This is a genomic window from Larkinella arboricola (assembly GCF_003259745.1).
GTDB lineage: Bacteria > Bacteroidota > Bacteroidia > Cytophagales > Spirosomataceae > Larkinella > Larkinella arboricola.
Genome location: NZ_QLMC01000003.1, coordinates 902,722 through 926,391 on the forward strand (window position 1 = coordinate 902,722; position 23,670 = coordinate 926,391).

A 23,670-nucleotide genomic window follows, 5' to 3' on the forward strand; every position below is an offset into this window, starting at 1 on the left:
TGCGCATGAGGAAATACTTATCCATCCTGATTTCTTTTCTGATCGGAAGCTGCGTCGATCCCTATAACCCTCCGGCGGTGACGGCCCCCAATACGTTTCTGGTGGTCGACGGTTTTCTGAACGGGGCCGGTGCGAGCACAATCCGGTTATCGCGGACGCAGAACCTGAAAGAAATAAGCAAACCACCGGTAGAAACCCGCGCAACCGTTCTGGTAGAAGGCGAAAACGGCAGCAGCCAGCCTTTTACCGAGCAGGAAAATGGAACCTATACACTGGCTGACGGCGGCTTGCAATTCGGCCAGAAATACCGTCTGCGCATCCGGACTGCCGCCGGGCGCGATTACCAGTCGGATTACGTCATCATCAAGCAAACGCCCAAAATCGACAGCGTGTCCTGGCGCCCCCAGGATCAGGGTTTACAATTTTACGTGACCACCCACGACCCCAGCAACCAGACCAAGTATTACCGTTGGGAATATGCGGAAACCTGGGAATTTTATTCCGCCTTTTTCTCCCGCATCGAATACCTGAACAAAGCATTTGCGTACCGGTCCGAAAATGTGAATCATTGCTGGCAGTCAACCAAATCAACCGGGATTTTTGTCGGCTCATCGACCCAATTGACGCAGGATGTCATCAGTAATTTTCCGCTCGTTTTCATTTCCAATTCAGCGTCAAACCGCCTGAAAGTTCGCTATAGCCTGCTGGTGAAGCAGTATGCGCTGACGGATGAAGCCTACGAGTTCTGGCAGAATCTGAAGAAGAATACAGAAAGTCTGGGGTCGCTGTTCGATCCGCAGCCGTTCCAGGCGCTGGGCAACATCCACGGCGTGACAGACCCCGAAGAAACGGTTGTGGGGTATCTAAGCGGTTATTCCGTGGAAGAAAAACGAATCTTTGTTCATGCCTGGGAATTACCTAACTGGCGGGTTCCTACGATGTATGAATCCTGTACGGAAGATACGTTACCGCTGATAGCAACCCGCGAAAAGCCATCGGCTTTTGAAATGGCCGATGCCGGGTTCGTTCCGATTGATGAAGTTTTATCCATGTCGGGCCGGATAATCGGCTACCGGATGAGTACATCGTACTGCGTTGACTGCCGAGCCTCGGGAACCAATATCAAACCGAGTTTTTGGTAAGTAAAGAACCTAGCCGATTCAACCCGCTATGAATTCGATAAAAAGACCGTTGCAGGCCATCGCCCCGCTTCTGCTGTTGACGCTCGGGATGACGATAACCGCGCTGGCCCAAAACGAACCGCAAAACCCGATTCAACAACAACTCGAAGCATACCGCAGCCGGATGTTGCAGGAAAAGCTTTTTATCCATACCGACCGATCGTTTTACGTCGCCGGCGAGTTGCTCTGGTTCAAGATCAATTACGTGGACGGCACGTTTCACCGACCGCTTTCGCTGAGCAGAGTAGCGTATCTGGAAGTGCTCGACAAAGACAGCCGCCCGGTGCTGCAAACGAAAGTGGCGCTGGCTGAGGGGGCGGGCAACGGCTCCCTGTTTCTGCCCACCACCCTGCCGTCGGGCCATTATTTGCTCCGGGGGTATACCAACTGGATGAAAAATTTCAGCCCGGATTACTTCTTCGAAAAACCGGTGACCATCGTCAACTCCTTTCGGAAGCTGGAGTTGCCCGTCCTGAAAGATACACTGGCCTACGACGTTCAGTTTTTTCCGGAAGGCGGCAATCTGGTGCAGAACCTGAGCAGTACGGTAGCCTTCAAAGCCGTGGGCGGAGACGGGAAAGGCGTTGACCTGCCAGGCGTTATTCTTGACCAGCGGAATGATACCGTCGTTCGCTTCCGACCGTTCCGGTTTGGTATGGGCCGGTTTACCTTTACGCCAGCGGAGGGCAAACAATACCGGGCCGTTTTGACCGACGCCCGGGGCCGTACGTTCACGCGACCGTTCCCGCCCGTTCAGGCGCAGGGCTACACCATGCGGGTGGAAGAAGCCGGAAATGAACAACTTCGGGTTACGGTCCATTCTGCCACGGCAGCATCCGCGCCGGTTTTTCTGCTGGTTCATACGCGGCTGGCGGCTATTCAGGCCGACCAGCAGCCTCTGCGCGACAATACGGCCACGTTCACCATCAGCAAGAAATCGTTGGGCGAAGGCATTTCGCACCTGACGGTATTCGACGCCAGCAGGAAGCCGGTATGCGAGCGGCTGTATTTCAAACGACCGGAACGGCGGCTAACTATCGACGCCCGAATCACGAGCGGGGCCTTATCGACCCGTGAAAAAGCCGTTTTTGAGATTACTACGCAGGACGAAACCGGCAAACCTGCCCAGACCGATCTTTCCGTCGCCGTTTATCAGCTTGACTCTCTGGCTTCGACGGAATCAGGCAACATCATGACCCACCTGCTTCTGACGTCCGATCTGCGGGGTACCATCGAATCGCCGGATTATTATTTTACCGCTACCAGCCCCGACGTACCCGAAGCAACCGACAACCTGATGCTAACGCAGGGCTGGCGCCGGTTTGGGTGGGAAACCGTGCTGCAACCCAATCCGTTGACGGAAGACTATGTGGCGGAAGTAAACGGCCATTTCATTCGCGGGAAGGTGGTCGATGGAGCAACGGGACGCCCCGTGAAGGGAACCAATGCTTATTTATCCGTTCCGGGCAAGCACATTCTTCTGTACGCTTCCCGCTCGGATGCCAACGGCCGGATTCAGTTTGAGATGAAGGAGTTCTTTGGCCCGAAAGACCTCGTGGCATACCTGAATCCGCGCGACAGTCTGTACCGGCTTGCGTTGCAAAATCCGTTTTTTGAACGGTATTCCGCTTCCCGGTTGCCGGTTTTCGATTTCCCCGCGTCGCTGAAAGAGCCGCTGCTGGCTCGCAGTATCCCGATGCAGGTTCAGAATGCGTATTACCGCGAAAACCTGGTTCGTTACCACTATCCGCGGGTAGACAGCATCCCCTTTTACGGAAGCGCCGACGAGAAATACCGGCTCGATGATTATACCCGTTTCCCGGTGATGGAAGAGGTTTTTCGCGAATATGTTCCGGGTGTCATGGCCCGCAAACGCCGGAACGGTTATACGATCAGCGTCCTCAACACGCCCCAGAAAGAGTTTATGAGCGGGCAACCGCTGGTTTTGCTCGACGGCGTACCGGTTTTTGACATGGACAACGTGATGGCCATTGATCCCCGGAAAGTACAGAAACTGGAGGTAATGACCCGGCACTACATTGTTGGTCCGATGGTTTTCGACGGTATCATCAGCTTCACGACGTACAAGGGTGATCTGGCGAGCTACCGACCCGATGCTAAAGCCCTATTGGCCGATTATGAAGGGTTGCAGATTCCGCGGGACTTTTACGCGCCCCGCTACGACACGCCCCAGCAGTCCAACAGCCGTTTGCCAGATCTGCGGACGTTGCTATACTGGACTCCTTCGCTGAAAACCAATGCACAGGGCAAAGCGCAACTGGATTTTTACACGTCCGATCAGGCCGGGAGGTTCCGGATTGTCCTCAACGGTATTGCGGCCGATGGCCGGGCCGGAAGCCAGCAGGGTGCGTTTGAGGTATCGAGCGTGATTAAATAACCAAACCGCACTTCCAATTAATAACCTTTTAATAACATACTACTTTTCAAGGCGTCGAACAACCATACAGCCTCAGTAATATTGTGCGCTATAAAAAGTGTTCAACTTAAAACTCATGAAGCGTTTTACCCTCCGTTCGTTGCCATTTTTTCTACTAGGTTTACTGCTGATCTTTTTTCTGATTTCCTGTTCAAAAAACGAGACGCAACCGACCATTGATGTTACCAACCTTTGGGAGACAGCTCCGCTTGGGCAACCCATGAACATACCCACTGATAAGCAATGGGAAAGCAAAACATTTTCAGCCGCCGAAATGAACTTGTTTGCCAGTCTGGATACCGTAAACCTTTCAGGTACTGTTATGCCCCTTAAAGTAACCGGACCCGGAATAAAAGACCCAAGTACGCCTAGCATGGTTTACCCAAATCCATTTAGTAAATTTTTTAATATTACGTTTGCCTTCGACAGCTCGTTTGCGGGTAATGTCATTATCAAACTGGTTATCGTTGATCAGTCTCTCCATCCGGTTCTTAAACAAGCCGTCAGATTGTCTACCAACTCCGGCAGGACACAATTCCGGTTTTGGCCTGATCTCCCGGCCGGTAACTTCCGGCTGTATTACACCTTAAGCGCCCAATCGAACCCGCATTTTCACAAAAGCTGGGGGAATATTAAAAATGTACTGTAACTGCTGGTTCGTAGTGAGCCATGTGGTATCAATTATAAATCACAGGAGGCTTTCATATTACCTAGGGCACGCTGCCGCTCTAAGCCGTAAAAAGACTGGTAAATGATCAAAAGCCGTTGAGAAAGAAGCGTATTTACCGAAAATTATTGAGCTTTAGGGACACGTAAAAGGTTTCACCACATTGCAGGCAATGGGCATCTTACCGGTATTGTGCCGAAGTCGTGGGCGCTGGCAACTTCTCCTGACGGTTCTGGCCGTTTTGTCCGGCTTCAATTGGGCCGGAGCCCAAACGATTCGGTCCGGCCAACTGGAGGTTCTAGTCACAGCAGCGGGCTCCACCCAACCGACGCCCGTGCGGGTTCGGCTCACGCGGGCGGGCCGGGTAGTACCGCAGTTGCCGCAGCAGGCCATTGGTGTCATGTACGGCTTGTGGGACCATGCCGACGGTTTTGGGTTTCAGCCAGACAGTTCATTTTACGTCAACGGGCGGTTTCGGCTGGCACTTCCGCCCGGAACCTATCAGCTATCGCTTTCCAAAGGGCCGGAATTTCTCGATCAGCAGCATCAAATTGTTATACAGACCGGAAAAACGCAGAAAAAAGCCTATCGCCTGACCCGCTGGATCAACATGGCCGCCCGGGGCTGGTATTCGACCGATGGACACATCCACATCCGGCGCTCCCCGCGCGAAGATCCGCTGCTGATGAGCTGGCTACAGGCCGAAGACGTTCGGGTAGGAGTGCTGCTGCGCATGGGCGACTTCTGGGAGACGTATTATCCACAATACGCCTTTGGGGAGCAGGGTGTTTATCGCCGGGATAATTACCTGCTCGTATCGGGTCAGGAAGACCCCCGAACGCCCGAACTGGGCCACGCGCTGGGCTACGGGGCCGCCGACAAGGTGCGGTATTCAAACGAATATTACTATTACGACAACGTATTTGACAAACTTCACGAGCTGGGCGGACTGACGGGGTATGCGCACCATGCCGAAACCTTCCACGGCTACCGGGGCCTGACGCTCGACGGATTGCGTGGAAAAGTGGATATGCTGGAAATTTTACAGTACTGCGTAGACGAAACGCCCCTGCGCACCGATCATTACTACCACCTGCTGGATTTGGGCTTTCCGGTAACGGCTACAGCGGGCTCTGATTTTCCGTGGTGCGGGCAGGATCACGGCCACGGACCGGCGGAACGTTCGGCCCGGATTGGCAACGCCCGGTTTTACGTTTATACCGACGGCCCGCTCACCAATCAGTCATGGAAAGCCGGGCTAAAAGCCGGGCATACGGTAGCCACCAGTGGCCCCATGCTGGATTTTCGCGTCAACAACGCCCGACCCGGTGATCGGTTGAATCTGAAAAAAGGTGATAAGCTGACGGTTTCTGTTCAGGCATTTGGACACGCCAAACAAGTGCCGCTGGACAAGCTCGAACTCATCGGCCACGGGAAAGTGCTGGCCAGCGTTTCGAAAACCGATGCGGGGCAGTCGGCCAGTCAGTTGACCTTGAACCTGGAACTGGATACGCTGACGCGGGGCGTCTGGCTGGCTGCGCGGTGTTTTGCCGGTCCCCAGCAAGCAGCCCATACCACGCCCGTTTACGTAACCGTTGATGGTGGTGGTTTTCACAATCCCGAAACCGCCGAACGGTATCTGAAACTCAGCGAAAGCTATCTTCAGGAAATTGAGCAGGAACTGGAAAAAGAAAGCCACAACCCCGAAATGCGGCTATGGCATTATAAAAAAGGTTTGAAAACCCGCATTGCGGAAACGCGGGAGGTGGTCGAGGGGTTGAAAAAAGAGGTTAGAGAAAAGATAAAGGACAAGAGACAAGAGAAGTGAGCCGGGGTATCGCAACCAAAACCGTCTCTTTTGTCTTTTATCTTTTGTCTTCTCTCTCTTGTCTTATATCTCCTTCCCCCGAATCACCAGCATTCCCTTCGTCCAGCGCACCAGCTCGGTCAGCATCAGTTGGGCCGCCCGCTGGGTGGATTCGTTGGGAACAAACTCAGCTTCATCGTTAATAAACTGATCGAAAAACGGAATATTGACGGCTTCGAATAAAGGCACCACTTTCAAGGCTATCAGGTCGGTTTTCAACGAAGTCGCGGCCCGGGTTCCGGCAGAAACCCCACCGTAGCTGACGATGCCCGCAGCCTTATATCCCCACTCCTGCACCAGGTATTCCAGCGCGTTTTTCAGCGGGGCCGGATAGCTGTGGTCGTATTCAGCCGTAATAAAAATAAACGCATCGGCCTCCTCAATTTTGGCGCTCCACTGCTTGGTGTGTTCGTGCTCATACTGCTTCAGACGCGGGTGGGCCGGTTCGTTCATCATCGGCAGGTTGATCTGCGCCAGATCCAGCACTTCTACGTTGAACTCGCTGTGCTGATGAGCCACTTCTGCAATCCATTCGGTAATGATCGGTCCTTTCCGGCTGGGCCGGACCGTCGAATTAATAATCTTCAGGTTGTACATTGTGCATTCAATTAATTGACTCGGTGGAGAGCCTAGAACTCTCCAATATCTTCATTCCAGACCTCCGGTTTCTGCGCGATGAACTGATTCATCATGTCCACGCATTCGGGCAGGTCCAGATCGATTACTTCCACGCCATGTTGTTCCATAAACTCCCGCGCTCCGGCAAACGTCCGCGACTCGCCGACGATCACTTTCGGGATTTTGAACTGCACGATGGTTCCGGCACACATATAACACGGCATGAGTGTGGAATAAATAACGGTATTGCGGAAGGAACCGACGCGCCCGGCATTGTTGAGACAGTCCATCTCACCGTGCAGAATCGGGTTGTCTTCCTGCACCCGTTTATTGTGACCCGACGCCACCAGCTGGCCGTCTTTCACCAGCGCCGAGCCAATGGGAATGCCACCTTCCGACAAGCTCTTACGAGCCTGCCGAATGGCTTCCTGCATGAATTCGTCTATCATGTAGAGCAGATTTTAGATTGTATTGTGATCGTCCACCGATTGAAGCGGGGCTGGACTAAAACCGTTTAGAAAGGCTCATTTATCAGGCGGGTTAACGCCGACGGCGTTCTTTGGCGGGTTTGGCGTCCTTTTCCCGTTTGCTACCCGCCGATGAGCCCGACCGTTTCCGGGAGCGGCCTTCCCCTTCGGCAGCGCCCCGGCGAGTCAGGCGGGTTTTCATCGAACCATTTGGTGTACTTTTACCATCAACCAGCCATAAATCCAGACTCCGGCGGGCCAGGTTGGCTTCTTTAACGCGGACCTTTACGGTATCACCAAAGGCAAAAATCCGTTTGTTGCGCTTGCCGATCAGCCGGTAGTTATCCTTATCGAATTCGTAGAAATCATCTTCGAGATCCGTCATCCGGACTAATCCCTCGGCGCTGGTTTCGGCGATTTCGACAAACATACCGAAGTCGGTTACGCCCGTAATCACACCGGTAAACTCCTGATCGCGGTCCATCCGGCTCATGAACTCCACCTGCTTGTATTTGATGGACGCCCGTTCGGCTTCGACGGCCACGCGCTCACGGTCGGACGACTGTTTGCAGCGGGCTTCGTACTCTTCCCGATCCACCGATTTGCCGCCGTTCAGGTAATGCTGCAACAGCCGGTGGGCCATCATATCCGGGTAACGACGAATGGGGGAGGTAAAATGCGAATACCGCCGGAACGCCAGCCCGAAGTGCCCAATGTCCTCGGTGCTGTAGCGGGCTTTGGCCATCGTTCGGATGGCGAGTTGTTGCAGCGCATTCTGCTCCGGCTGCCCTTCCAGGTCCTCCATCATCGTATTGAACGATTTGGACAGCTCTTTCTCGTTATCGACTTTGAGCTTGTAGCCAAACCGTCCGGCAAAGGTGGCAAACGTCCGCAGTTTCTCGAAATCCGGCGAATCGTGTACCCGGTAGACCATCACGTTCGGGTGTTCTCCGCGCGACAAGTTGTGCACAAATTCGGCCACCCGCTTGTTGGCCAGCAACATAAACTCCTCAATCAGCTTGTGCGCATCTTTCCGGACTTTCGGATAGACCGATAGCGGCACCCCGTTCTCGTCGAGCTTGAATTTCACTTCAACGGTTTCGAAATTAATTGCGCCGTGCCGGAATCGTTCGTCGCGCAGTTTAAACGCCAGTTCGTTAAGCAGCCGCAGTTCTTCCAGGTAATCGCCCTGGCCGCTATCCACCACTTCCTGCGCTTCTTCGTAGGCAAACCGCCGGTCGGAATGAATCACCGTACGGCCAAACCATTCTTTCTTGATTTTGGCGTCGGGCGTCATTTCAAAAACGGCCGAAAAGGTCAGTTTATCCTCATTCGGGCGCAGCGAACACAGGTTGTTCGACAGTTTTTCGGGCAACATCGGAACCACACGGTCCACCAGATAAACAGACGTGCCGCGTTTGTAGGCTTCGTCCTCCAGGGCCGTTCCCATCCGAATGTAATGGGTTACGTCGGCGATGTGCACCCCGATTTCGTAATTGCCATTGTCCAGCATCTGAACCGACAGCGCATCGTCGAAATCTTTGGCATCTTCGGGGTCAATCGTAAACGTCGTCACCTCGCGCATATCCCGCCGTTTGGCAATTTCCTCTTCCGGAATCTGCTCCGAAATTCCTTCGGATTCCTTTTCAACGGCATCCGGGAAATGAATCGGCAATCCAAATTCGGCCAGGATGGCGTGCATTTCGGTATTGTGTTCACCGGCTTTTCCCAGAACAGAAATTACTTCGCCCTCGGGCCGGTGCCGACCATCGGGAAAGCGCGTCATCCGGACAATGACTTTATCGCCGTCTTTGGCTTCCCCCAGTTTATCTTTCGGGATGTAAATTTCCTCGTAAAGCTTTTTGCTGTCAGGAATCACCTGTCCGTAATTCGGCCAGGTTTCAATCCGGCCAACCAGCTCCGCACGGCCCCGTTCCACAATTTCTGTCACCCGGCCTTCAATCCGGCGGCTACGGCCCTGCGAACGGCTTCCGGAGGAGGAGCCACTCAATCGCTTCACTTTGACGGTATCACCATCGACGGCGCCGTTCAGGTCTTCGGTACTGACGTAAATATCGTCGTCACGGTCGCCCGAACCGGTGCTGACAAAGGCAAACCGGGGGTTGACGTGATCGACAACGCCCTCACTGGTCTGGTCGCTTTCGTTAAACTGGTACGTTCCGTCGGCGTGGCGGGTTAATACTCCGTCATCGGTCAGTTCGCCAATCAAACCATTGGTCAGGAGCTTCATTTTCCGGTCGTGCACATCGAAGTTATCCAGTACATCGGCCTGCGAAAAGGATGCTCCACTATTTATCTCAAAAAAAGCCGCAATGTCATTTTTCATTTCATCCAGAAATGAATTAGCCGACGGAACCGAACGGTTCTGCGCGCTTCGGCGGTTTTCTCGTGGTTTATTTCTATTATTTCTCATGTTTTTTGGAAAAGGGTGTTACTCAGAGCCTCAGAGCGACTCTTTGATTAACTATAATTCTCTCTGATTAGCTTTGTGTAACAACAAAAAATTACTCCAGTCGCGTAATGCGCTGTTCTTCTACCAGAGGAGCGCCCAGCAAACGGAGGTATACCTGCACCAGCGTCACAATGGATGCCCGGGCGTATTCCCGTACGCTGGTTAGCCCTTTCTTCTGGTAGTATACTAAACTAGTTTGGTCGCCGGTCAGTTCGAGCGGTTGAGTGGGCAGATTCAGGACGGCGGCCAGCAAATCGAGCGGAACAAAGTGACGGCTATCTCCAAAACGCCACATTTCCAGTACATCCTGATGGGGAATATCCCAGGGCTTACGGCCCGACAGTCGCAGGGTGGTTGGCAGTTGGTGACCGTGAACCAGCATCCGGCGGCACAGATACGGGTAGTCAAACTCTTTCCCGTTGTGGGCGCAGAGAATGAGTTCGTTAGCGGGGTATTTTTCAATCAGATTAATAAACTCACCCAGCAGCGCTTCTTCGTTATCGTTGGCAATTGTTTTTACTTTCAGGAATATATTGTCGTCATCGTCCCAGTACAGCCCCCCGATCCCGATGCAGACAATTTTACCATATTCGGCGTAGTAGGAAGCCCGCATATCGTACCACTTAGCCACCGACCAGTTTTCTTCGTTCTGGAAAAAACTGGTTTTCTGCCCCCACTGCTGTTGTATTCGCTCATCCAGATCGTTGTACGAAGGCGCTCCGGCAACGGTTTTGATATCAATAAATAAGAGGTTTTTGAGTCGTTTTTTCCAGGATACAGGCATAATGATGACAAAAAGATCAGGCGTGTAGGATTCCTTCCAGCCCCAACTCCTGAATTTGAATCAGGTTCTGTTCGGTAATGCTGTCAGGCACGAAGATAAACTTTTTGTCAAAAATCTGATCGCCGATGTAATAGCTAACCCAATATTGGTTATTTAAATGAAAAACATCGGGCATAATGGTCTCTACCACGACGTGTTCGCCAGGTTGCAACCCCTCAAAATAATGCCGCAGGGTCGAGGTTGTCTGTGATTGCTGCTGCGTCTGATCGGAAAACCCGTAGCCCTTGGAGGTCACGAAGACGTTCCGGATGGCAACGTCGTTCTGATTAATCAAAAAAACCTGCCAATCGTACTGATTAAGCTCCGTCAGTTTTCGCGCAATTACGACCTGAACGCCTTCTACCGGCAGAAACGAAATATCTCTCTTCATCTATTTTATACGCGCGGACCGCTGGGCGCTCCCAGTTCGTCCGTATTTCATGCATAAATACGTTAAGTAATTAATCAGACCAGCAACCGGCTTACACCCGCTGGTACGGATGTCAACTCCATTTCAAACAGATCGGCCAGATGGTGTGCCACGCGTTCGGCTACTTCCGTCACCGAAACGTCACGGCCCAGTTCAGCCTGCATGGAGGTAACGGCTTTGTCGGAAATACCGCACGGCACAATATGGTTAAAGTAACTCAAATCCGTGTTCACATTCAGCGCAAAACCGTGCATCGTTACCCAACGGCTTGCTTTTACGCCCATTGCACAGATTTTCCGAGGGCCGTTGGATTGTTTTTTATCCGTTCGATAATCCAGCCACACGCCCGTCAGCCCATCAATCCGGCCCGCATCCAGGCCATAATCCGCCAGGGTTCGGATGATGGTTTCTTCCAGTAAACGCATATACCGGTGGATATCTGTAAAAAAATTATCCAGATCCAGAATCGGGTAACCGACCAACTGCCCCGGCCCGTGGTACGTAATATCACCACCGCGGTTGATTTTGTAATACGTCGCCCCCAGGGTCTGCAAAAACGCATCGTTCGCCAGCAAGTGATCTTCCTTACCGCTTTTCCCCAGCGTATAAACGTGGGGGTGCTGACAAAATAAAACGTAGTTGGGTGTCAACGTTTGTGCGTCAACTGGCAGATTCCGATTGGCAATCTTGGCCGCAACAATTTCCGCCAGCAACCGTTCCTGATAGTCCCAACTCAACTGATAATCAATAAGTCCCAGATCCTGAACCTGGACTTGTTTATTGCAAATGGTGTTCATGTCGGCCTAGTCCTTAGAGAAAAAACACCAAAACCGGGCCTTTTCGTTCGTATCTATTCCGATCGTTTTGCGTCTAAGCGTAAAACAAGTTTATGGCACAGCATAATGACACCGGCAAAAAGGGCGAAGACGAAGCCGTCCGCTACCTCGAACAGAAAGGCTACGAGGTACTGGAACGCAACTACCGCCATCAGCACGCGGAAATCGATCTGGTCGCCCAAAAGGACAAACTGGTGGTTTTCGTAGAAGTTAAAACGCGCAGCAACACCCGTTTTGGCAATCCCGAAGCGTTTGTTACTTACACCAAAGCCAGGCTGATCATGAAAGCGGCCGAGCATTATATTTTTACGAAGGACTGGCAACACGATGTGCGTTTTGACGTTATCGCCGTAACGGTATTATCCGACGAAGTGACCATCAGGCACCTGGAAGATGCCTTTTACTGATTTTGTTTCCCTAAAAAAAAACGGTAGATTCGGGAATAGAACGAATCGATTCATTTAGTAAAACAGTATGCGGTTCCTCGTGTTGCTGATGGCGCTGACCGTCGGCACGGCTTATTGTTTTCCGGCTCCTCCGAAAAAAACGGCCTACCGCCCCCGGGTGTATACCGTTGAACAGCTTCGGAGCGATTTTGCGATTCTTCGGAAGACGCTGGAAGAGCGACATCCGAGCCTGTACCGGTATATCCCGTCCGAAAAAATGAATCAGCGGTTTGATTCGGTGTTCCGGCAGCTTTACCGCCCGATGACCGAAGTAGAGTTCCGCGAACTGCTCCGCCCCCTCATTGTGCAGATCCGTTGTGGGCATACCGATGTGCAGGAATCCCTCTCCACCAGTCGCTCAAGCCGAAAACCGCAGCCCGAATGGTTGCCGTTCGATATTATTCTGCAAAATAACCGGATGTTTATCGGACGTAACCGCAGCACGGACTCATCGCTTATCTGCGGTACCGAAGTGCTTAAGCTAGGCAACCATTCCGTTAGAGAAATTATTCAGGCCGCCCGCGACCGCTGGCCGTCAGACGGTTACAACCAGACCTTCAAAAATTATTTTCTGGAATTATACCACCTCGAAGAAACGTACTGGCGACATTTTGGCGGGCGCTCTCCCTGGACACTGACCGTTCGGGACACCACCGGCACGGAACGCATGACGACCGTTCGACGCCGACCGGTTGCTTCGGGCGACATCCCAGCGGCCCCAACTCCCACGACTGTCAGGCGCAGTAAAAAAAGCCGTCATCGGACCGAAGCGTCGTATAACGAGGATGATGCCAAGCTGCAACTGATGCGTTCCCTGCATTTTATTAACAGCGATTCAACTGCCGCCATGCTGATTATCAACAGCTTTGGCTACGACCGTTACCAGTCATTTCACCGAGAAGTATTCGAAACGCTGGAAAAACAAAAAGTGCAGGACCTGGTCATTGACTTGCGGCAAAATACCGGGGGCAACGCCGAAATCGGGTCAGATTTGATGTCATACCTCATGAAATCGGATTTCCGGCAGGTCGACCGGGCGGAGTGCCGGGTGCGCCGACCTAATTCCTGTTCGTATTTTGACCGGAAAGAAAAACGGGTTTTGCGCCAGAACTTCCGGTTTATGAAGTCAGAAGGTGGCCGTTATCAGTTTGGCAAATCCAACGTTGGCTGGAACAAACCCGCTTCCGAACACCGCTTTACCGGTCGGGTTTACATTCTGACCAGTGGCCGCACATTCTCAGCGGCTTCCATCTTTACGGCCAGCCTGAAAGCCCAGCGGGCGGTAACGATCATCGGTCAGGAAACCGGCGGGGGCGAAGCAGGCTGCAACGGCGGCATCATCCAGACACTGACCCTGCCCGAAACCCGGCTGCGCGTTCGGTTTCCGGTATTCTGGATTGCAACGGCCAGCCGAAATCCAGATCAAGGCCGGGGTGTAATGCCCGATTATCCGATTGAATACACCGTTCGGGACCGCATCAAACAGCGCGACCGGGATCTGGAAAAAGCCCTGGAACTCATTCAGGCCGGAAAGCAGAAAATGACGTTCCGCTAATCCCCAGCAGCTAACAAAAAGCCGCTCCTGATCGTCAGGAGCGGCTTTTTTAAAACCGTATTAAACGAAAGTATCAGTTTTGATCAGCCGTTGCTGTCTCTACGGTTTCTCCGGCATATTCCTCTGTGGGCAAACACGCACAAACCAGATTGCGGTCTCCGTAGGCGTTGTCGATCCGGCTAACACTCGGCCAGAACTTGCGGGCTTTCACATAGGGCAGCGGAAAAGCGGCTTTCTCGCGGCTGTACGGGCGATCCCACTGATCGGCAATAAACACGCCAACGGTATGGGGGGCGTGTTTCAGCACGTTACTGGCTTTGTCGGCCTTGCCTTCTTCCACCTCCCGAATCTCGGCCCGGATGCTAATCAGCGCATCGCAGAAGCGGTCGAGTTCGTCTTTGGATTCCGATTCCGTTGGCTCGATCATCATCGTTCCCGGCACCGGGAAGGAAACCGTCGGCGCGTGGAAACCGTAGTCCATCAAACGCTTCGCAATGTCTTCCACTTCGACCCCGACGGCTTTGAACGGACGGCAATCGACAATCATTTCGTGTGCGCAACGACCGTTTTTACCCGTATACAGAATCGGGTAATGCTCTTCCAGCCGCGTTTTCAGGTAGTTAGCGTTCAGAATGGCCGTCTTGGTCGCATTCGTCAACCCTTCCCCACCCATCATCGAAATATAGGCGTACGAAATTGTCAGGATGCTGGCCGAACCGTAGGGCGCTGCCGAAACCGCGTGAATAGCCTTATTACCACCCGTTTCGACCAGCGGATTACCCGGAAGGAACGGTGCCAGATGCTCGACCACACCGATTGGGCCCATACCCGGACCACCACCACCGTGCGGAATGCAGAAGGTTTTGTGCAAATTCAGGTGGCAAACGTCGGCGCCAATGGTTGCCGGACTGGTCAGGCCCACCTGAGCGTTCATGTTGGCACCGTCCATGTATACCTGTCCGCCGTGTTCGTGGATAATCTCGCAGATTTCCTTAATGGTTTCCTCAAAAACCCCGTGCGTCGACGGATAGGTCACCATCAGACACGACAGGCCGTTGCTGTATTGTTCGGCTTTGGCCCGTAGGTCGGCTACGTCGATATTACCGCGCTCGTCGCACTTCACAATGACGACTTTCATACCGGCCATCACGGCACTGGCGGGATTGGTTCCGTGTGCCGACGACGGAATCAGCGACACGTTCCGGTGTCCTTCATTCCGGCTTTCGTGGTACGCCCGGATCACCATCAGACCCGCGTATTCGCCCTGCGCACCGGAGTTGGGTTGCAACGACATGGCCGCAAAACCGGTAATCTCACACAGCCAGCGGCTCAGGTCATCCACGAGTTTCTGGTAACCCGCTACCTGATCTTTTGGGGCAAACGGGTGAATATTTCCGAACTCCGGCCAGGTGACCGGAATCATTTCGGCGGTTGCGTTTAGTTTCATGGTGCAACTGCCGAGCGAAATCATCGAATGCACCAGCGAAAGGTCCTTTTCTTCCAGCGACTTCAGATACCGAAGCATCTGGTGTTCGGTATGGTGCGTATTAAAGACCGGATGCGTCAGATAGTCCGACTGGCGAACCAGCCGTTCGGGCCAGTTGATCGACAGCGTTTGGGTAGCCGCATCCAGATCGCCGGAAACGCCGAAAACGTCCAGCAATTGAACCACATCATCAATGGTTTTGGCTTCGTCGAAAGAAACGCTCACCCGTTCGTCGTCCAGATACCGCAGGTTAACCCCCGCCGTCCGGGCTGACTTCCGCAGGGATTCCACGTCATCAACCACGATGGTAATGGTGTCGAAGTAATTCTGCGTCTGAATTTTATAGTCGTTCCAGCGCAATACCGTTGCGAACAATTTGGTCAGACCGTGTACGCGCTCGGCAATGGCCCGGAGCCGCTGCGGACCGTGATAAACGGCATAGCTGCCCGCCATAACCGCCAGCAGTACCTGCGCCGTACAGATGTTGGACGTTGCTTTTTCCCGACGAATGTGTTGTTCGCGGGTTTGCAGGGCCATCCGCAGGGCTGGGTTCCCCTGAGCGTCGACCGAAACCCCGATGATCCGGCCCGGAATCTGCCGCTTGAACGCTTCGCGTGTGGCAAAAAAGGCCGCGTGCGGACCACCGTAGCCCACCGGCACACCAAACCGCTGCGACGAACCAACAACGATATCGGCCCCCATTTCGCCCGGAGGAGTCAGCAGTGTCAGGCTCAGCAGATCGGCGGCTACGGCCACAAAAACGTTGTGTTCGTGGGCAGCCGCAATCAGATCGGTATAGTCAAACACCTCACCGTCGGAAGCCGGATACTGCACCAACATCCCGAACAAATCCTCCTGAGTGACGTTTACCTGCTGGTGATCGCCCACCTGCACCTTGATGCCCAGGGGTGTGGCGCGGGTTTTGATGACATCAATGGTCTGCGGATGGCAGCGTTCCGACACAAAAAAGGTCGTGGCCGATTTTTTGGCGGCCGGGCGCTGGGCGTACAAAACGTGCATAGCTTCGGCAGCGGCCGTGCCTTCATCCAGCAGCGAAGCGTTGGCGATCTCCATCCCGGTCAGGTCAATGACTACGGTTTGGAAATTCAGCAGGGCTTCCAGCCGTCCCTGAGCAATTTCTGCCTGATAAGGGGTGTAGGCTGTGTACCAGGCCGGATTTTCCAGTATATTGCGCAGAATCACATTCGGCGTGATGGTGTCATAATACCCCGTGCCGATGTACGATTTATAAATCTTGTTTTGCTGAGCGAGCTTTTTAAAATCGGCCAGAAACTGATGCTCTGATTTTGCCGCGGGCAGATCGAGCGGCTTTTCGAGCCGGATGAGCGCCGGAACGGTCTGATCGATGAGTTCGTCCACCGAAGCAACACCGATGGTTTTCAGGATAGCATTCGTTTGAGAAACATCCGAACCGTTGTGACGGTCTTCGAAACGTTCCTGATAGTGTAGGTTGATCTTCATTACCCGTGAAGAGTGATTTAGCGTCGAAAGAAGTGACTTTCTTTATATAGTAGGTACTCGAATTTTTAGATTATACTTACAAAAATACAAATAATAAATGAACCTGTTTGGTTCCGTTTCATGAATCCGGTTACGTTTTGCTTTTATCCTGTTATTATTAAATTATAGCCTGTTTTTTGCGCAATCCTATAATGTCTGTACATCCAACCGTATCGGTTATACTGCCCGTCTATAACGGCGACCGCTTTCTGTCCGAAGCGATTGAAAGCATTTTGGGGCAGACCTCTACGGATTTTGAGCTACTTATTATCAACGATGGCTCAACGGATCAATCCGGTCAGATTTGCGAAAAATACCTCAGCACCGACCACCGCATCCGGCTCCTGACTAATTCAAAGCCGCTGGGCAAAGCGGGTGATCAGGCCAAGGAAATGGGTATGCAACACGCCAGAGGCCGGTTTATTGCCATCATGGACGCCGACGATGTGGCCAAACCGCAACGGCTGGAACGGCAGACGGCTTTTCTGGAAGCGCACCCGGATGTTTTCCTCTGCGGATCGTGGGCCGAATACATCGACCAGAACGGTACAGTGTTCCGGGACTGGAAACCCGACACGGAACACGGCCGGATTGTCCGGAATCTGTACTGGAAAAATTCCATCATGCACCCGACGTTTTTCTTCCGGAACGACCCGTCGGTTTTTCCATTTTACGAAACGAAGTATACCTGGTACAACGATTATTACACCCAATTGAAACTGATCAAACAAGGTCGGAAGCTGGCTAATGTGCCCGAAATCCTGCTGTCGTACCGGGTTTCGGGTCAGAGTTCAACCCAGTCGGGCATCAAAAAAAAGGTGCTGGAATATTTTCAGATCCGCGATGAAATTGCCCGCTATCCGGCCACCCGGCCCGACCTCCGCAGCCGGATGATCGTGCAGGCGCAGCAGTTGGCTGTAGCCGGCCTGCCCGAAAAATGGCTGCTGCGGTTTCATCCGGTTTTCCGAAAAACAATCTGATCCGTTGTTAAACCCTTTTCTATGTCCGACTACAACCAAGCCTACCACAATGAAATTGAAGCCAACGCCCGCCGGTCGGCCGAAACCGTAATTGGTTTTTTGATGCGGCTTTTCCATCCGCAATCGGTGATCGATGTGGGCTGCGGGCGCGGAACCTGGCTGGCCGAGTGGCAGCGGCAGGGCATCACCGATTTTCTGGGTATCGACGGCGGGGGGCAAGACCCGACGCGGCTGCTGATTCCGCCCGACCGGTTTCTGGAATACAACCTGAATCAGCCCTTCCCGGCTTCGAAGCGCTATGATCTGGTTACCTGCCTGGAGGTGGTCGAACACCTGAAACCGTCCTCCGCAGATACGATTGTGCAAACGCTCACGGGTTTGTCGGACGTCATTGTTTTCAGTGCGGCCGTTCCCCGACAGGGCGGTTTTCAGCACATCAACGAGCAGTGGCCCGCCTACTGGGCCGAAAAGTTCGAAGCCGCCGGGTATGTGTTTACGGACGGTATCCGCTGGCAACTGATGCCGCACGAGGAAGTGGCTTGGTGGTACCGGCAAAACCTGTTTTTAGTCATCAAAAAAGAGCTTTACGAAGCCCAATACGGCTTTTTGCCGCGCTTTTCGCCGGACTACTACGTGATGCACAAACTGGTTTACAAGACCTACACCAGTTGGTCATACCGGCTTTATTTCACCATCGAGCAGTTTATTTACAACCACTTCCACTCGTTGTACCACGCCATTTATCCAACGATCAAGAAAATTTTAGCGAAATCATGAATCCCATCGTCCGGCTGGTCTTTTTTAATCCGGTTATGAATTACGCCGTGTGGTCGATTCGCCGGTACGTTCGGCGAATCGCCAGACAAATACCGGCAGGGGCTACGTTGCTGGATGTAGGCGCGGGCGAATGTCAGTATAAACCGTTCTTTGCGCACACCCGCTACCGAAGCACCGACTGGTGCGGCACCACCGACCACCACCGGTATTCGGCGGGTATTGATTACATCTGTCCGGCGGACGACCTGCCGCTGGGGAACGCCAGTGTAGAATATGTGCTGTGTACGCAGGTTCTGGAACACGTCCGGCATCCCGAACGCGTCATTCAGGAACTGGCACGGGTCCTGAAACCGGGCGGTTTGCTGTTCCTGACGGTGCCGCAGAGTTGGGAAGAACACGAGCAACCGTACGATTACCACCGGTTTACGCGTTTTGCCCTACAAGCCTACGCCGACGATCACGGTTTTGAAGTGGAGGAAATCCGGCCGCAGGGTGGGCGTTTTCTGGTAATCGGTTTTTTTCTGGCCTGGAGTTTACCGACGTTATTTAAAAATACATTCGGCCAACCCGGTTTTCTGTTTGCCGTACTTTTCTTTTATCCACTTAATTTCCTGATTGCCTTACTCTTCTTTCTGCTCGATCCGCTCGACCGCAAGCGTGAGTTTACGATGAATTACGAGTGCATTTTCCGCCGGAAATAAAGCTCAGAGCAGTCGGCGGACCAGGGCGAAGTAGCCTTTCAAAACCGGGTTAACCACCCATGTAATGACGGGATTCCGGATTTCCGAGAAAACCAGCTCGCTCGAAAATTGCGACCAGAAAGCGGTATCCGGCACCGTTCGCTGGCGTTGAACCTGACGGCGAACAGTGCGGATGTGGCTCCGGTGCCGAATCAGAAAACCGTAGCCGTTTAGCTTTTCCGTGAAAAAGCCGCCCATCACGGAATACATCAGAATCAGTAATTCAATCCCGAGTAAAGCCGGTATCAGGAGGAGCAGCGTTTTTCGGTCGTAGTTCTGCCACACCGCCATCAACCGGTTTTTCTCCACATGGTACCACTTGGCCGTGCTTTTGGAAAAATGGTAATCGTGATAAATCACCGCCGACGAGCAGCAGAAATGCCGGTAGCCTTGCAGCAGGCCCCGCCAGCTTAAATCCTGATCTTCGGAATACGCAAAGAACACCGGATTGAAACCGCCAATCTGTTGGTAATACGCTTTGGGAATGTATAAACAGGCCCCGCTCACGCTGATAATTTCCCGGTCCTGAGTTTCGGCGGGCCGGGGACATCCGTTGTCTTTGCACCAGCCAAAACCGAGGTAATGAATCGCGTTGCCCGCCGTATTGAGCAAATCGCGCTGTTGCTGATGCAGAATAACGGGTTGCAGCAAACCGACGTTGACGCCTTTTTGAATCTGATGACAGTAACTCGCTTCCAGCCGGTCCAAAAAATCCGGCGTCACCTCAGTATCCGGATTGAGCAAAACGCAAACGTCGGCACCCGCAGCAAACGCCCGGGCCATTCCCAGGTTGTTAGCCGCGCAAAAGCCGGTATTTTCCGGCTGGTAGATCACCTTAACCGGCAACGATTGGGTCTGTAAAAACTCGCGGGTTCCGTCGGTGGACTGGTTATCAATGACCAGAATGTGGTGATTCCGATGTGTCAGCCGGGCCAACGACCCGAATAGCGTCGTCAGGTACTTTTGGTGGTTATAGGTGACAACAATAATCCAGGTGTTCAGCACAGTGACGGGCTCAGTCATTGGTCCGGTAAATCTCGATACTGCCCAGTTTTTTGACCTGCCGCAAACAACGGGTTTCGGCCGGTTGCGGCTGGCGGTCAAATACGAAGTACTTTACGTTCAATTGTTTCAGCTTGGCGGAACAAGGGTCAACACCCACGGCATACCCGTCTTCAAAGGTGTTGTTAATGACTGTTGTGTCGCGGCCATCGATGTAGGTGTAATATACCGTGTGGGCGTACCGGTTATAGGCCGAATCGCGTCTGGCGGTGGGATCCAGCACCCGCATGGTCTTGAAATCCGGCAGGTTTTTTACCCCACTCAACTGATTGACGCCTGTTGCCGCCACCAGATACGTAATATACTGACTGCCAATGACGACCCACCGGGCTTTAGGCTCCTGTTCGTGCAGTTCCCGAACGTTTTTGTACAGGGCGTTATCGGTAATTGGGGCCAGCCCTTTCGAGAGCGGATTCGCTTTCATGTTGGGGGCTACAAAGAGAAAAATCGCCAGAGCGAAAATGGCGGTCTGGTACGGAAACCGTATGAAAGGCAGTAACGAGATCGCCAGAGCCGTAAAAAAGAGCGTTGGCAGGAAGACCTGATGCGCTTTGAAAAAACCGTTGGAATCGTTCATATTCAGCACCGCCACGTAAGCCATCAGGCCAATCACGCCCGCGATGGCCAGCGCCGACACCGTGCCGCTCACCTTGATGCGCTGTTTACGAACGTAATCCAGATACAGCAGCGTCAGAAACACGTTGCCCACCCCAAAGGGAACCTGCGCCCGGCGCGTGGGACTCATGTTCAGCAGGGTAATTCTGGCGAGCCAATCCGGAAAACCAACTTCGATCCAGGCCCAGAAGATGAGCACGAACAGCGAAACGGCCACCAGCAGCGGATCGGCTTTGCGCGTATAGACAAACAGCAAAATCAGCGACAGAAAAATAACCGGTGCAAAGGTGATGAAGTGCGACAACTCGCAGCTATTCAGCCATTCTTTCGGAAAACGCACATCATCCACCAACCAGCCGTAATATTCCGAAAACCAGTTGGCAATAAAGCCCGTTCCGCCGGTTTCGCTCCGCTGGCCGGGATACACCGTATGGCTCATGACGTCAATGGACGCTTTGGCATCGGTGTAATAGGTATAGAAAATGGCTCCCAAAACCGCAAAGGCTACCCCAAACGTCAGCAGTTTAGCTGGTAGTTTGTCAAACAGCCAGTCGCGGTGAAACTCCCGCGCGACAAAGCCGACAAGCAAAAAGATCAACAGGTACCCCAACGGAATTTGATAGGGCGGATACAGCGCCAGCGCAAACGTGGCAAATGCCCAGACAAACAGCACGCCATTCACCATCAGCGTTTTCAGCGAACGACCGTAGAAAAGGTAAATGGAAGCCACCAGCAGCAGGGCCCCCGGCATCAGGTTCGGAAGCAGGTAGAACGACCACCGGGCCACACCGCTGGAAAAAACAAGCCAGAACGCCCCAAAAACCGACAGCCAGAAGTTGTTGCGGGTGAGCAGCATCAACAGCAGTGTCAGGGCCACCAGCGAACCAATGACCTTAAACTGCCACCACCAGGCGTAACCCTGCTCAGGACTCAGCAGGAAAAATCCCCAGTAGTCCGGACGAAAAACGCTCACCAGGTGCTTGACGGGATAATAGCCGACCAGCGCCGGACGCTCACCGCCCAGCGCCGGATTTTCCAGCGGAAAACCGTTCTGAACCTGCGACAGAATAAAAGGTGTTGAAACACCCCACTCGTCCACCCGAATCGGTAACGGTTTGCCGGAGATAAGCCCCCGCTTTGGGTCCGAGCCATCCGGAATGACCTGATTCCAGTACGGAATAGATGAATAATGAATTTTAGCCAGCGTCAGCAACACAAAAAGACCAAAGCAAACGCCCAGAAACCATTTCAGGCGCTTGTCAAAATGAATCAGTCTAAAGCCCTGGGGAGCGGTTTCAACCGGTTTTTCAGCCAAAGCGGCCGGGCGGCTGGCGGATACATCGGTTTTTACGGGTTGGGTGGTGTTCTTTACAAGGATAGGTTGGGCCGGTATTTTCTTCTTTTTTGACATAGCCGCAAGTTCTAATTTTCAGGTAGGGTACGATAGAAAGGATGTAGACCAATAATCAGGGTCAATCAGACCGTTTTTCGTTTTCCAGCACCAAATTACCGGTGTTCTGCAAATCCGTTACTTCTTTTTTCAAAATTGCTACTTCGTGTGTCAACTCCTTGATCGACTGCTGAAGTCTGGAATTAACGACCGACAGGTGCACCAGGAAGCAGATAATGGCAAAAATAGCAAACAGGAAAATGAGCGACGGCGGATAAAAAACGCCCAAAAGCAGGGAGATCTGCGTCAGGCCGTCACGCCAGATGGAAAATACAATCAAAATGATTGCACAAGCAATCCAGACAAAAGAATATTCTTCCCGCAGCTTTCCCCGCACGATCAACCGGGCAATGAATCCCATGAAAATCAACGTGCCGATCAGGCTAAAAACCTGGATGGTAATGGGTAAGGATTGCATGGCTATAAGCTTTGTTTTCGTAAGCGCACATAAACAAACAGGGTGCCCAGCGTTACTTTGAACAGGTAATAAATCGACCGGATAAACGTGATAGACGACGCTCCGCCCTGCCGTTCCTCCATCGTGACGGGTACTTCCAGGAGTCGTAGCTTGTGCAGGCCAAATTGCACGATTGCTTCCGGTTCGGGGTACTCGTCGGGATAATACCGGTTGACGATTTCCAGGGTTTTCCGGTTAAAGGCCCGGAATCCTGATGTGCTATCATGCACCGTTTTATGAATCAGTAACTGATTGAGCCACCGAAAATAGCGAATTCCAACGCGCCGTGCAAACGAAGACTGGAAGCCTTTGCGCTCCAGAAAGCGCGAACCGATGACCACATCGGCGCGGTCGTCAAAAAGCGGTTCGAGGAGTTTGGGCAAGCCGTCGGCGGGATGCTGGCCGTCACCGTCGATCTGCACGGCCATGTCGTAGCCTTTTCGGTAGGCATATTTATACCCCGCCTGCATACAGCCGCCGATACCCAGGTTGACGGGCAAATCCAGATGCAGGCAATCCAGCGTCCGGACAACGGCCAGGGTATTATCCGTTGAGCAATCATTGACAACCAACGTATCAACCGGCAAACCCGTCCGGATTTTAACCCGGCGAATGTCCTCCACCACAGCAGCCACCGAACTCTGCTCGTTGTAGCACGGAACCACCACCAGTATCCGAAGTGACTTCATTTTTGTTTATGAGTACGATAAAGTTGGACAGAAAACCTACTACTCAAAGGTAGCAGACCACCCCATGCGGGTCAACTTACAGGCCATAAATTC

The 23,670-nt window shown here is 52.9% G+C and carries 19 protein-coding genes; 8 read left to right on the forward strand and 11 right to left on the reverse strand.

What is annotated here, in order from left to right:
• The first annotated feature begins 5 nt into the window (after positions 1 to 5).
• From LX87_RS15225 to LX87_RS15240, 3 genes are all read left to right on the forward strand, one after another.
• Entirely contained in the window at positions 6 to 1,142 is a 1,137-nt protein-coding gene (locus tag LX87_RS15225) for a DUF4249 domain-containing protein (RefSeq protein ID WP_146624487.1), read from the forward strand.
• A gap of 28 nt (positions 1,143 to 1,170) precedes the next feature.
• Positions 1,171 to 3,579, forward strand: coding sequence for a hypothetical protein (locus LX87_RS15230; RefSeq protein WP_111629076.1), 2,409 nt, complete (start codon positions 1,171 to 1,173; stop codon positions 3,577 to 3,579).
• Between the two features lie 878 nt (positions 3,580 to 4,457).
• Positions 4,458 to 6,113 carry a CehA/McbA family metallohydrolase gene (locus LX87_RS15240; RefSeq protein ID WP_111629078.1) on the forward strand — a complete coding sequence of 552 codons (1,656 nt, stop codon included), beginning with the start codon at positions 4,458 to 4,460 and terminating at the stop codon, positions 6,111 to 6,113.
• Positions 6,114 to 6,176: 63 nt separating this feature from the next.
• Here the strand turns inward: LX87_RS15240 and LX87_RS15245 are convergent, their stop codons facing one another.
• From LX87_RS15245 to lipB, 6 genes are all read right to left on the reverse strand, one after another.
• A complete protein-coding gene (locus LX87_RS15245) occupies positions 6,177 to 6,749 on the reverse strand; it encodes an NADPH-dependent FMN reductase (protein WP_111629079.1) in 573 nt (190 codons plus the stop codon).
• A gap of 32 nt (positions 6,750 to 6,781) precedes the next feature.
• Positions 6,782 to 7,216 carry a nucleoside deaminase gene (locus LX87_RS15250; protein ID WP_111629224.1) on the reverse strand — a complete coding sequence of 145 codons (435 nt, stop codon included), beginning with the start codon at positions 7,214 to 7,216 and terminating at the stop codon, positions 6,782 to 6,784.
• Positions 7,217 to 7,310: 94 nt separating this feature from the next.
• On the reverse strand, positions 7,311 to 9,671 hold the full coding sequence (gene rnr / locus LX87_RS15255) for a ribonuclease R (protein WP_111629080.1): 2,361 nt from the start codon (positions 9,669 to 9,671) through the stop codon (positions 7,311 to 7,313).
• Positions 9,672 to 9,762: 91 nt separating this feature from the next.
• The gene (locus LX87_RS15260) at positions 9,763 to 10,494 is read right to left on the reverse strand and encodes a 3'-5' exonuclease (RefSeq protein ID WP_229310673.1); all 732 of its coding nucleotides are present in this window, start codon (positions 10,492 to 10,494) and stop codon (positions 9,763 to 9,765) included.
• 16 nt (positions 10,495 to 10,510) lie between these two features.
• On the reverse strand, positions 10,511 to 10,924 hold the full coding sequence (locus LX87_RS15265) for a hypothetical protein (RefSeq protein ID WP_111629082.1): 414 nt from the start codon (positions 10,922 to 10,924) through the stop codon (positions 10,511 to 10,513).
• A gap of 74 nt (positions 10,925 to 10,998) precedes the next feature.
• Positions 10,999 to 11,760, reverse strand: a complete 762-nt coding sequence (lipB, locus tag LX87_RS15270) for a lipoyl(octanoyl) transferase LipB (RefSeq protein ID WP_111629083.1) — start codon at positions 11,758 to 11,760, stop codon at positions 10,999 to 11,001.
• A 92-nt stretch (positions 11,761 to 11,852) separates the two neighbouring features.
• Between lipB and LX87_RS15275 the strand changes: the two genes are divergently transcribed.
• Both LX87_RS15275 and LX87_RS15280 read left to right on the forward strand, forming a co-directional pair.
• Entirely contained in the window at positions 11,853 to 12,206 is a 354-nt protein-coding gene (locus LX87_RS15275) for a YraN family protein (RefSeq protein ID WP_111629084.1), read from the forward strand.
• A 67-nt stretch (positions 12,207 to 12,273) separates the two neighbouring features.
• Entirely contained in the window at positions 12,274 to 13,800 is a 1,527-nt protein-coding gene (locus LX87_RS15280; RefSeq protein ID WP_111629085.1) for a S41 family peptidase, read from the forward strand.
• Positions 13,801 to 13,873: 73 nt separating this feature from the next.
• Here LX87_RS15280 and gcvP read toward each other — a convergent pair whose 3' ends face one another.
• Positions 13,874 to 16,768 carry an aminomethyl-transferring glycine dehydrogenase gene (gene gcvP / locus LX87_RS15285; protein ID WP_111629086.1) on the reverse strand — a complete coding sequence of 965 codons (2,895 nt, stop codon included), beginning with the start codon at positions 16,766 to 16,768 and terminating at the stop codon, positions 13,874 to 13,876.
• Positions 16,769 to 16,959: 191 nt separating this feature from the next.
• On the opposite strand from gcvP, the gene LX87_RS15290 reads away from it, so the two are divergent.
• Genes LX87_RS15290 through LX87_RS15300 form a run of 3 tightly spaced genes read left to right on the forward strand, consistent with a single transcriptional unit; the run spans position 16,960 to position 19,265 of the window.
• Complete coding sequence (locus LX87_RS15290) at positions 16,960 to 17,787, forward strand: glycosyltransferase family 2 protein (protein ID WP_111629087.1); 828 nt, start codon at positions 16,960 to 16,962, stop codon at positions 17,785 to 17,787.
• A gap of 21 nt (positions 17,788 to 17,808) precedes the next feature.
• Entirely contained in the window at positions 17,809 to 18,564 is a 756-nt protein-coding gene (locus LX87_RS15295; protein ID WP_111629088.1) for a methyltransferase domain-containing protein, read from the forward strand.
• Entirely contained in the window at positions 18,561 to 19,265 is a 705-nt protein-coding gene (locus tag LX87_RS15300) for a class I SAM-dependent methyltransferase (RefSeq protein WP_111629089.1), read from the forward strand. The genes LX87_RS15295 and LX87_RS15300 overlap by 4 nt, the downstream gene beginning before the upstream one ends.
• A gap of 3 nt (positions 19,266 to 19,268) precedes the next feature.
• Here the strand turns inward: LX87_RS15300 and LX87_RS15305 are convergent, their stop codons facing one another.
• The 4 genes from LX87_RS15305 to LX87_RS15320 form a co-directional block, all read right to left on the reverse strand.
• A complete protein-coding gene (locus LX87_RS15305; RefSeq protein WP_111629090.1) occupies positions 19,269 to 20,327 on the reverse strand; it encodes a glycosyltransferase family 2 protein in 1,059 nt (352 codons plus the stop codon).
• A complete protein-coding gene (locus tag LX87_RS15310; protein WP_111629091.1) occupies positions 20,320 to 22,392 on the reverse strand; it encodes a DUF7657 domain-containing protein in 2,073 nt (690 codons plus the stop codon). The genes LX87_RS15305 and LX87_RS15310 overlap by 8 nt, the downstream gene beginning before the upstream one ends.
• 61 nt (positions 22,393 to 22,453) lie before the next feature.
• A complete protein-coding gene (locus LX87_RS15315) occupies positions 22,454 to 22,849 on the reverse strand; it encodes a DUF2304 domain-containing protein (protein ID WP_111629092.1) in 396 nt (131 codons plus the stop codon).
• Positions 22,850 to 22,851: 2 nt separating this feature from the next.
• A complete protein-coding gene (locus tag LX87_RS15320) occupies positions 22,852 to 23,577 on the reverse strand; it encodes a glycosyltransferase family 2 protein (protein WP_111629093.1) in 726 nt (241 codons plus the stop codon).
• Between the last annotated feature and the right edge of the window lie 93 nt (positions 23,578 to 23,670).